The sequence below is a fragment of the Planococcus koreensis genome, from assembly GCF_004761975.1.
In the GTDB taxonomy this organism is placed as follows: Bacteria; Bacillota; Bacilli; order Bacillales_A; family Planococcaceae; genus Planococcus; species Planococcus koreensis.
The window spans coordinates 23,380-34,647 of sequence record NZ_RQII01000052.1 but is presented as its reverse complement, the minus strand read 5'-3'; the positions used below and the strand labels follow the sequence as shown (position 1 = coordinate 34,647).

The 11,268-nt window shown below is 48.4% G+C and carries 9 protein-coding genes; 4 read left to right on the top strand and 5 right to left on the bottom strand.

What is annotated here, in order from left to right; all coding sequences use genetic code 11:
- Nucleotides 1-358: 358 nt before the first annotated feature.
- Entirely contained in the window at nucleotides 359-1,096 is a 738-nt protein-coding gene (locus EGV91_RS12115) for an alpha/beta fold hydrolase (RefSeq protein WP_158290612.1), read from the top strand.
- Between the two features lie 50 nt (nucleotides 1,097-1,146).
- On the opposite strand, the gene EGV91_RS12110 is transcribed toward EGV91_RS12115, so the two are convergent.
- On the bottom strand, nucleotides 1,147-1,899 hold the full coding sequence (locus tag EGV91_RS12110; protein ID WP_135504093.1) for a DUF4386 domain-containing protein: 753 nt from the start codon (nucleotides 1,897-1,899) through the stop codon (nucleotides 1,147-1,149).
- 439 nt (nucleotides 1,900-2,338) lie between these two features.
- Between EGV91_RS12110 and EGV91_RS12105 the strand changes: the two genes are divergently transcribed.
- Nucleotides 2,339-2,599 (top strand): hypothetical protein, encoded by a 261-nt coding sequence (locus EGV91_RS12105; RefSeq protein WP_135504091.1) that lies wholly within the window; start codon nucleotides 2,339-2,341, stop codon nucleotides 2,597-2,599.
- A gap of 77 nt (nucleotides 2,600-2,676) precedes the next feature.
- Here the strand turns inward: EGV91_RS12105 and EGV91_RS12100 are convergent, their stop codons facing one another.
- The 4 genes from EGV91_RS12100 to EGV91_RS12085 all read right to left on the bottom strand — a co-directional run bounded on the left by EGV91_RS12100 (nucleotide 2,677) and on the right by EGV91_RS12085 (nucleotide 8,654).
- A complete protein-coding gene (locus EGV91_RS12100) occupies nucleotides 2,677-3,804 on the bottom strand; it encodes a flavin monoamine oxidase family protein (protein WP_135504089.1) in 1,128 nt (375 codons plus the stop codon).
- A 418-nt stretch (nucleotides 3,805-4,222) separates the two neighbouring features.
- The gene (locus EGV91_RS12095; protein ID WP_135504087.1) at nucleotides 4,223-6,157 is read right to left on the bottom strand and encodes a fructose-1,6-bisphosphatase; all 1,935 of its coding nucleotides are present in this window, start codon (nucleotides 6,155-6,157) and stop codon (nucleotides 4,223-4,225) included.
- Between the two features lie 259 nt (nucleotides 6,158-6,416).
- Complete coding sequence (locus tag EGV91_RS12090; RefSeq protein ID WP_135504084.1) at nucleotides 6,417-7,475, bottom strand: aldose epimerase family protein; 1,059 nt, start codon at nucleotides 7,473-7,475, stop codon at nucleotides 6,417-6,419.
- 30 nt (nucleotides 7,476-7,505) lie between these two features.
- On the bottom strand, nucleotides 7,506-8,654 hold the full coding sequence (locus tag EGV91_RS12085) for an ROK family transcriptional regulator (RefSeq protein WP_135504097.1): 1,149 nt from the start codon (nucleotides 8,652-8,654) through the stop codon (nucleotides 7,506-7,508).
- A 437-nt stretch (nucleotides 8,655-9,091) separates the two neighbouring features.
- On the opposite strand from EGV91_RS12085, the gene EGV91_RS12080 reads away from it, so the two are divergent.
- Complete coding sequence (locus EGV91_RS12080; protein ID WP_135504082.1) at nucleotides 9,092-10,270, top strand: galactokinase; 1,179 nt, start codon at nucleotides 9,092-9,094, stop codon at nucleotides 10,268-10,270.
- Between the two features lie 2 nt (nucleotides 10,271-10,272).
- On the top strand, nucleotides 10,273-11,268 hold the full coding sequence (gene galE, locus EGV91_RS12075; protein ID WP_135504080.1) for a UDP-glucose 4-epimerase GalE: 996 nt from the start codon (nucleotides 10,273-10,275) through the stop codon (nucleotides 11,266-11,268).

Below are 11,268 nucleotides of genomic sequence, written 5' to 3'. Positions count from 1 at the left end.
TTACTCTCTTCAATTAAAGCTACATGCTGACAACCGTCTGGCCACGAAGACTCCTGTGGGACAGCGAAGGCTGAAGACCCCGCAGGAAACGAGGTTTGAAGAACCTCGTTTGCGACGAAGCTAGCGCAGCGATGCAGGAGCAACTCTTTTTTCAGTGACGAGGAGGCTGAAGCTGGGCCCACGGAAAGCGAAGTGGCCAGACCGGTTGTGGTATAAACAGTTATTCATTTTAAGTAGACTTTGTCTACAGTCTGAAAGCAATGTTTCCCCTTTCGGAAACATTGCTTTTTGGTATACAGATCTTCTCACCTTGAATATAGGGATTTCTTCGATGACACATGTTAGGAGGTTCTCGGACATGATTGATTTTACAGAGACGGAATTTAGCGGAACCGATTCCATCCTCTTTCTCCACGGACTTGGGGCGAGCCGCTGGATGTGGTGGCAGCAAGTTGCCGCATTCCCGGATTATCAAATCATCCTGGCCGATTTGCCGGGACACGGGAAAAGTGTTTCAACTCCATGGAAAAGTGTAGCGGATACCACCGATTTAATTGCCGAGCACGTGATCAAAAACCGAAAGGTCCACATTGTCGGGATTTCACTCGGCGGCCATGTGGCTTTGGAAATAGCGAAACGGCACCCTGAAAAGGTCCTCAGTCTCTTCATCAGCGGCATCACCACCAAACCCATGCATTTTCAATTCTTGCTGAAAATGCAATCCCGTCTTGTTCAGCGAGGCATTCAAAATGAGCGGTATCTCGCTAAACTAGCCCGTGAACACTACCATTTGCCACCGGATAAAATCGTTGATTTCATCACGAATTACCAGCTTTTGACCCCCAAAACCTATGAAACGATTTGGAAAGAAATCATGCAGTTTCGCCTGGATGAATCCTACTCAGATATTGCCGCTCCCTGTCTTTTTGTTGCGGGCGATAAAGAATCGCGCGGCATTCTGGAATCCGTTGAACTCGCTCCGCATTTCATGCCAACTGCTGCGGGGAAGCTAATCCCCGCAGCTGAACACGATTGGCCGGTGCAGCAGGCGCAGCTGTTTAATCGGCTTTTGAGGGAGTGGTTATCTGCACAATGAAATGAATGAATAAGGATGCCACCTTTCTACTGTCCGTCCGGTTATTGATTTTATGGATGAACTCGCTCTTCGCAGCTTTCTTTTACAGGTGTCATTTCAGGTATTTTCTTGCCTTTAAGCAACAGCCATATGGCCAGCGCCAATTCCCCTATGGCACCGGGTATGGCGACGATGAGCACAAATACGATTTCGTAATCGTCGTAATTCTCCAGGATAATGTAGGCAAAGCTGTCAATCATATAGCCCAGACCGGCAAGCATCACCAAAATCCCCAAAATTTTAGGCATGAACCCGGATTTGAAAACCAAATAGCCGATGAGAAGCAAATGAATGCCGAAAAAAACGAGCCCGATCACCCAGCCGTTAGAAAAGCCATCGATTAATAGCATGACCTGCCCCTGTAATTGGTTTGTCCCCAATTCCGCTAAGTAGGCCTCTTCTTTTACCAGCAGCAAAATACTCAAAAAATTGAAGATGGCAGCCCCCAAAATCGCACTGTAGACCAATCTGAATATCATCGCCAATAAAGCCCCGGTTTTATCCACCCGCCTCAACAAAACATAGAGGGCCCAAGAAATGATGACATCCAGAACAAGTACAATGACAAAACTCGCAATGGCAAAGCGGAATGACAATTCATTGGCAGTGATATTGGCTACAGTCGCTGCTGCATCTCCCGGAATTAACAGCTCTAGGAGAACGAAGAAATTCGCATACAAGGCTATCAGCGCCAGCAGGAGCAAGCTATATCCCGCAACCCGGGCATAGAAAAGCGGTGTTTTTTCAGCGATCCCATTTTTCATGTTAATCTCTCCAATCAATTTTATTCCATCAGTGAAAAACCCCATCGAAAAACTGTTGGGTTAAACAGCTATGTTTCTTGAGGTGCATCAGGAGATCTCTTCTTTTCAAAAACCCAATTCAGAAATTCATCGCTTTTATTGATTTGCCTTCTGCCTCCCTCCTGCTTTTTAGCTGCGTCGTTCGATAAATTCTTCCTCCTCATTTAGATTGCCGTTTGTACAAGGTTCTTGTGCCAGGAATCACCATTCACAGCATTTTTGCTTATGTATTTACTTTAGTCAGAATTATCAGATTACTTAATTTAACAGTATACCTAACTGCTGCTTTCCGCAATGTTAACTGCCTGCTGGCCGCTCCCTGCGGAGAACTGATGACTAGATGGAGTTCGATAACAGGTTATTTCATTAACACGCGTCATTCCAAAATTAACAGGCATTCGTGGCAAATCAACAGGTGCTGCGCGAGATTCATCATGCACTAGCAGGAAATCAACAGGCATTATTCCGTTTTTATCCGGCATTGCTCGCCGCAATCAACGGGCAAAAGCGCAAATGGAAAAGCCGTTCGCTCCGGCGAACGGCTCCCTCTCAAGCACTTGCGCATTTCGCCTTGGCGAAATGGTTTTGGATAGTAAGATTTTTCGTTAACAAGCGTTATTTTGAAGTTAACATGACTTCGGGAAAAATTAACAGGCACTAAGCGCCATTCAACATGCACTAATGGGAAATCAACAGGCACTGTGCCGATTTTTTCCGGCATCCTATTTCATGAATGGACTACGTTCTTTTTTCTTCCTGAATTTCCAAAACTGCCTGCTCGGCTGCTTGCAGCGCACCTTCAAGATGGCCACCGAACTGCTCGCTCATTTCCGTACCGGCAAAAATCAGCTTCTTTTTCCATGCCCCGCCCGCCAGCAGCTTTCCGTATGCCGGAAACTCCCGGAGTGGAATGCTGTCAGCCTTCACAGCTGTTTCCGCGTCGCTGGACCAATCCTTGTACAAGATGGCAGTCGCATTTTTGGCAGCAGGGCCAAATATTCGGGTCAGCTGGTCCGTGACCAGTTCCAAGAGCTGCTCTTCTCCCATCCCGCGCCGCATTTCTGCCGGCATGCCGAAAAAGCCGAATAACGCCCCAGCTCCTTGGGAAGGAGAAGCATCGTGAATTTCCTGCAGAGGCCCGACCCAACTCGTCGCGAAGCCGGAAAGACCGGATTCCCTCCAAAAAGGACGCTCGTAGACCGCAATGACTTTCGCCTGCCCTGCCATCCATGTCGGCGTTTCGGCAAGCTCCCTCATCAGATCTGCAGGAAGTGCAGGGGAGAATTCAATGTGTTGCGCGGCAATCCTTGGCGGCAATGCCAGTATGACCCGGCTTGCCGGAATTTCTTTTCGCTCTCCGTCACCCATACTTGCTTCAACTGTAATCGCACCTGTTTCATCCAGCCGAATGGCTGTTGCGCGGGTTTCCAGCTCGACCGTACCTGGTGGAAGCGCAGACTCAATGGCTGTAATCAGCGACTGGACACCGCCCTTGATTCGCATAGATTTTTCAGCTGCGCCTTCCGGCAAGACATAGCGCGCCGGCGGACCGTGCTCGTTCCGCTCGGAAAGCATGGCGCCAGCCGCGTACTGGTCAAACGTCTCCAGCTTCAGGCTTTCAATTAATCGGGCAATGGTTTTCTCGTATTGTGGCCAGAACCAGGTCGGGCCCAAATCGAATTGGCCCAGCTCTTCTTTGCCGGCAGCCTGCGCGGTCAATACGCGGCCGCCCACACGGTCTCTTGCCTCCAGCACTTTGCATGTGATGCCGCGCTCAGTCAGCAGCGAGGCTGCATAAAGTCCGCTGAGCCCAGCGCCGACAATAATAACAGGATTGCCCACGGATCCCACTCCTTTCGCTTTCATGTTCCGCTTCCATATGCGGAATTCGTATTTTCGGGAAATAAAAAAATCTAACTGCTTCGGATCATTTCCAACAATTCATATTTTACACCGCAGCCACCCGATAAACCCATTATTCAACTTCCCACGCTCTTTACTGTCCAGGCATCGAATCAGAAAAACATTCCAAACCAAAAGCACAGTCGGCTAAGAATCGCCGACTGTGCTTTTTACTTGTTGCAGCTTTATTTTTTCTCACGGGCATTTCCCTCTAAAAACAAGCTTTTAAAACTATTATTCAATGGGTCCATACCCCACCCAAGAAATTATTGCGAGAAGGACAGCTATCATTAAGATGCCCAGAATGTAAAATGACGCTTTCCTGCTCATAAGCTGCCTCCATTAATCCCATCTACTTTTAGACAGTCTGCTTACCAGACCGTCACTTCATATACCGGTGCTTTCTCAAGTTTCTTAAGTCAGCAATTTCCTCCAATAACTTTTCCCCGATATTCGTTTCCCGCACTTTTTTCCGTTCCAGTTCTTCGTCGACCAAGCGTTTCACAGACAAGACGTCGGTTTCATTGCTCAATACTTCTTTTTTCGAACTGAAGTGCTGGTGCGCGACGAGCTGCATGCCGAAGGAATTATAGAGCAAAGTATAGCCCGCGATGCCGGTAGTGGATTGATAGGCTTTGGAAAAACCGCCGTCGATGACGATCATTTTGCCGTTCGCTTTGATCGGATTTTCGCCGTCGATTTCTTTTACCGGCGTATGCCCGTTGATGATGCGTCCATAATCGGGATTCAAATCGAATTCCGCAAGCATCTTGCGGCACATTCCCTCGTCTTCCCGCAAATGGTAATACGGATTTTTCCGTTCTTTATGCGTTTCTTTTTCTTTGATAAAGTAACGCTCAAACGTTGTCATTTCCCGTTTGCCGAAGAGCGAGGAATTTTCTCCTGTCCACAGGTACCACACCATATCAGTCGCAAAATCATCGGTTTCTTCCGGATGGGCGAAGGCGTAGCGCAGGTAATGTTCGAAAACATCGAGCAGCTCGCGTCCCGCGTAAGTTTTGCCTTCAATCTCCATTTCTTTCATGTCGCCGTTTTCTTCCAGCGGAATGCAGCCGTGGATCAGCAGATTGCCGTTATAGCGCGTATACAGGCTGCCTTTTTTCATGAGGAAATTCATATGGCGCGCCAGTTTTTCCGAATGCTGAATAGAAAACAGCAGCTTGTCCATCACTTGCGCTTCTTCTTCCAGCAATTCTTCCGGCCGCTCCGGGTTGACCGTTGCAAAGCACGTGTTTTCCAGCTTATATGTTACGCCGTTGAGCGTAACTTCTTCATTCGTATAATCAACCTTCTCCAGCAGCAAGCGATCCTCCATGTCAAAGCATGCGCGGCGTTTGATGATCGGGCTTTCCAGTTTGAACTGGATGATGGAAATCGCTTGATGGATCTTGGTGATTTGCAGCTGTTCCTGATCCGTCAATGGCTCATCGGAAATCCGCTTCGGACGAAAAACCGGATTGTCCTCGTAGTATTTCTCAGCCAGGTTCACAAGCGGCCGCAAGTTGATGCCATAGGCGTCTTCGATAATATCAAGATTGTTATAGCGCGCGCAGATCCGGACGATGTTCGCGAGGCACACTTTCGATCCGGCATAAGCACCGAGCCACAGGGCGTCGTGGTTCCCCCACTGGACGTCCACCGAATGGTAATCGATGAGCGTATCGACAATCTTATGCGGATCCGGGCCGCGGTCGTAAATATCGCCGACAACGTGAAGATGATCCACAACCAATCGCTGTGTCGTATACGCCAGGCCGATGATCAGCTTATCGGTTTGGTTCAGGGCGATGATTTGCTCGACCATTTTCTCGTAGTATTCCTTCTTGTTCGTGAACTCGTCCGTCTTATACAGCAGCTCTTCAATGATGTAGGAGAATTGATTCGGCAGCGCTTTGCGCAATTTCGAACGGGTGTATTTCGAAGATGCATAAGCAACCAGTTTCAACAGGCGCTCGATGGTTTCGACGTACCATTCCCGCAATTTCGTTTTGCTGGTGAATTCGCTTTTGATCAATTGCAATTTCTCTTCCGGGTAATAAACCAATGTCGCAAATTCGTTGAGTTCTTCTTCCGGCATTTCCCCTTCAAAGAGATCCCGGATTTTTACTTTCACGTTGCCGGAACCGTTGCGCAGCACATGCTGGAACGCCTGATATTCGCCGTGCAAGTCACTGACAAAATGCTCCGTCCCTTTCGGCAAATCCAGTATCGCTTCCAGGTTAATGATTTCAGTCGCCACTTTTTCTTCGCAGTCGTATTTTTCCGCTAATAAATTCAAGTACTTTTCATCTAACATCAGAAATCCCCTTCCCCTTCGTATTTCCAATAAAGACAATTCCGTTCTTAAAGCATCCGATCGGTCACCCAAAGAATTTTTCTCTGTATCTTCAGTTTATAGCAGTTTGCTGAAAGGCTCTAGTGCAAATTACGTGGCTGCGTGAACTGTTGTTGAAAATGATGGGAATTGCGTCTAAAAAAAGGGAAATGCAAGCTAAAAAGACGACTCCGGCTCATTACCCGAAGTCATCTTTTCATCGTTGCTTTTATTAACTTGTTCATTTGCTGACAAAAGAGAACGTATAACTCGTCTCCGATCTAAACTCCTCTTCCGCTTCCAAGACGGCGGATGGGAAATGGGCGTGGCGCACCGAATCTGGCGGGCTTTGTGTTTCGAGACAAAGCCCCAGATAATCTTGTGCGGCCGCGCCTCTTATCGTGCCGGCGCCTCCGATGAAATTGCCCGTATACAAAACCACTGCTGGTTCGGTTGTTTCAATCACAAGCTTGCGGCCGCTTTCGGCATCCGTTAATTCGATTCCCGGCTGCGCTCCTCGGTCCAATAAAAACGGATGGTCGTAGCCGTTGCCGGCCAGCTTGGTTTGAGGATGCTCAGCTGTTGTCGCTTCTACGATGCTGCGTCCGTTTCGGAAATCGAATAGCGGATCTTCCGCAACCGGCACCAGTTTGCCTGTCGGCAGCAATTTTTCATCCAGTTCCACATAATGATCGCTTGCCATCGTCAATTCATGGTCTAGAATGGTGCGCTTGAAATCACCGCTCAAATTGAAATACGAATGGTTGGTGACGTTCAACAAGGTCGTTTTATCGGATTTCCCGGAATAGGAAATGACAAGCAGATTGCGGTCATTCTTCAGTGTATACCGGACCGTCATGGACAAATTGCCCGGAAAACCTTCTGTACCGTCTGGGCTCGTATGCGTAAATTCGACGATGGCTTCATCGTTCGCCTGAATCACTCGCGAATCCCATATTACGGCATGCAAGCCTTTCGGACCGCCATGCAAATGGTTGCCATTGTCATTCCGGGGCACTTGGTATTCCACCCCATCAACCGCAAACTCTCCGTTTTTGATCCGTCCGGCAAAACGCCCAACCAATGCTCCCAAAAAGTTGGGGTTGTTCTGGTATTCTTCTACTGTGTCAAAGCCAAGTACAACATTCTCCAAGTTTCCGTTGCGGTCTGGCGCGATCATTTCAGTGATTGCACAGCCATAATCAATGCAGGACACTTGAAAACCTTGATCGTTTTTCAATGTATATAATGTGATTGCTTGTGTGTCTTGAGAGCCAAACACCTTTTTGCTGATTTCCATTGCTTGTTTCACCCTTCCGTTGATTTCTCTTTATTTCGGTTCAAAGATATCCACCAGCAGCAAAGTGACCGCGCCGATCAACGTCGCATCGTCCCCCAGTTTGGAGACTTCCACTTTTGTTTGGCTTGCTGCAGGCGTCAATGCAGATGTTTGAATGGTGTCACGTATGGCGGGCAAGATGAACTTCTCTGCTTTTGAAACGCCTCCGCCGAGGACAATTTTTTCCGGGTTGACGATGTGGATAAGATTTGTCAGACCTACGCCCATCGCTCTTCCAGTTTCTTTCAAAATGGCGGTAAATCGTTCATTGCCAAGTACCGCCTGTTCGAATACGTTTTCTGCTGATAATTGGTTTTCCGTTGCGTCGCTGTTCACTTTTCTGGCGATGGCGGGCCCGGCGACAAAGGTCTGCAGGCATCCGCGGTTGCCGCATTCACAAATTTCGCCGTGCAAATCGATTGTCATATGGCCGATTTCCCCCGCAATATCGGATGCGCCGTGATAAAGCTTGCCGTTAAGAATTAGCCCTGCCCCAACGCCGCTGCCGATGTTCACCGCCAGCATGCTTTCCAATTCGCCATGATTGCCGAACCAGTATTCGCCGAGCGCCATGGCGCGTGCATCGTTCTCCACTTTCACTTCCAAACCGAATGCCTTTTCCAACTCTTCCTTGATTGGAATATTGGCCAAGCCCAGATTCGGCGCATATAAAGAAGTGCCGGTATCGACTTCCACCACGCCATGCATCGCGACACCAATACCGATAAGCGGATGTTCCGTTTCCAGAACGCCTTCGATGCAGTTTTTCAAAGCGGCGATAAATTCTCCGTTGTCAATCGGCAGCTGCAATTTGGTTTCGGAGCGCTTGAGCACCTTGCCTGCGAGATCCGACAAAATGCACTCAATGCTTTCCGGACCTGCATCCACGCCAATAATGGTGAATGCCTGGTTATTGATGATCAGCATCGTCGGTTTCCGGCCGCCCAGCGATTGCCCGATATCACTTTCTTCGACAATCCCTTGTTCGATCAATTCTTTTACGCTGCTGCTGACAGTCGGCGGCGTCAACTTCGTGTCCCGTGCAATCTGCGCGCGCGATATCGGTCCATCTTTTCTTATTTTATTGAGGATCATCGATTTGTTCACCGATTTCATCCATTTAAACGTCCCTTGGCGCATCATATATACCTCCGTTTTTTTTGCTGAATTATTTTAGAAATAGCATAATTAATATCGCTCCGGACGCTTTGGGCATGGCTCTCGCAATGAGACGAGAAGACCACTCGTCTCATTGCTTCGCCTAGCCCTTGGCCGCGCCGTCGCTTAGATATCTCTTGATATGGAGCAAAACAGCAGAGAAAACCGTACTACTCCTGTCTCTGTCCCTGTCCCTGCATCGCTTCGCTAGCTTCGGGACATGAAAAACCGTTGCATCGCTGCGCTAGCTTCGAGACATTCAAGTGCGTTGCAATGAAGTGCGGAATATCGATTATAACTAACTCTTTTACCCAAATCTGTCACCCATAATGGCTTTCAATCTCGTTATTGTATAGTTTACCAAATTACTCTATACTTATGTTAATTAAATTAATTTACAAAGTATTGGGGGAAATAAGATGAACCAAAACGAATTGTCTCAAGTTTTTCATGAAATCTTCGAAACCGATGTCGAACCGCGCTTCTTTTTTGCGCCTGGCCGCATCAATCTGATCGGCGAACATACCGATTACAACGGCGGCCATGTGTTTCCAGCTGCTATTTCCCTTGGCACTTATGCTGTTGCCAGCCCGCGCAGCGATCAAAAATTGCGATTCTACTCGCTGAATTTTCCGGAGCAAGGCATAATTGAATGTGAGTTGGGCGACTTGTCTTTCAACCCCGACCACGACTGGGCGAACTTTCCGAAAGGCATGATCCAGCATATTGTAAAAGATGGTTTTTCTATCTCTCATGGAATGGATATTCTGTTCTACGGAAACATTCCGAACGGTGCCGGGCTCTCTTCTTCCGCTTCAATTGAAATGGCGACAGGCGTGGTTCTTGAAGGCCTGTTCAACCTGGAAATAGAACGGCTGCGTATGATTCAGTTGGGACAAAACGTGGAAAATCAGTATATCGGCGTCAATAGCGGCATTATGGACCAGTTTGCAATCGGCAAAGGAAAAAAAGACTTTGCGCTATTGCTGAATTGCCAAACACTCGATTATCATTACGCTCCCATCGATTTGGCCGATCACGAAATCGTCATTATCAATTCCAATAAACAGCGGACATTGGCCGCTTCAAAATACAATGAACGCCGTGCGGAATGTGAACAAGCGCTGGCTGATTTGCGCACAGAGCTGCCCATCAGCAGCTTAGGCGAGTTGACGGCAGAAAAATTCGAAGAGGCGAAACACCTCATCGCCAATAACACAAACCTGAAACGGGCCAAGCATGCGGTCTATGAAAACGAACGCACCCTGCTGGCGCTGAAAGAACTCGAGCAAGGCCACCTGGAAGCGTTCGGGAAATTGATGAACGTCTCCCACGTCTCGCTTCGCGATGATTACGAAGTCACCGGCGCAGAGCTGGATAAAATTGCGGAACTGGCGTGGGCGCATCCGGGCGTACTCGGTGCGCGGATGACCGGTGCCGGCTTTGGCGGATGCGCCATCGCCATCGTCCACGAGGCGCAGGTAAACAGTTTCAAAGAGAACCTTGCGGCGAGCTATACAGAAGAATTCGGTTATTCCCCTTCATTTTACGAAGCGAAAATTTCGGATGGTGCGAAAGAACTTAGAGAGGAGTTTTGACTATGAGTGTTTTAGTATTGGGCGGAGCAGGCTATATCGGTTCACACGCAGTTTACCAATTGATCGGTGAAGGAAACAGCGTCGTCATTGTTGATAATTTGGAGACGGGCAATCTTGGCGCTATCCATCCAGAGGCTGTTTTTTACGAAGGCGATATCCGGAATGCCGATTTCCTGAACACGGTTTTTGAGAACGAGTCGATTGATACGGTCCTCCACTTTGCCGCCAATTCCCTGGTTGGTGAATCGATGGAAAATCCGCTAAAGTATTTCGATAATAATGTATACGGCACCCAAGTGCTATTGAAAACCATGATTGCGCATAACGTCAATAAAATCGTCTTCTCTTCTACCGCCGCTACATACGGCGAGCCGGAAGCGGTGCCGATTACCGAGACGATGCCGACCAACCCGGCGAACACTTACGGCGAAACCAAGCTGACGATGGAAAAAATGATGAAGTGGACGGGATTGGCACACGACTTGAAATTTGTTTCACTGCGTTATTTTAACGTCGCTGGTGCTAGAGAAACGGCGGAAATCGGCGAAGACCACCGTCCTGAATCACATCTGGTCCCTCTCATCTTGCAGACAGCATTAGGGCAGCGAAAAGAAATCACCGTTTTCGGCGATGATTACGACACGCCCGACGGCACGTGCATCCGCGACTATGTCCATGTCGAAGACCTCATCAAAGCGCATTTATTGGCATTGGATTATTTGAAAAAAGGCGGAGAAAGCGACATCTTCAATCTTGGCAGCAGCCAAGGCTTTTCCGTAAATGAAATGATTGCGGCAGCGCGTGCTGTAACCGGCAAAGAAATTCCGGTCAAAATAGGTCCCCGCAGAGCCGGCGATCCGGGCACGCTGATCGCCAGTTCGGATAAAGCCAAACAAGTATTGGGCTGGAACCCCGTCCATACGTCGGTGGATAAAATCATCGGAGATGCATGGAACTGGCATTCTTCTCATCCTGCAGGCTACGAAAAGGAAGTGTGA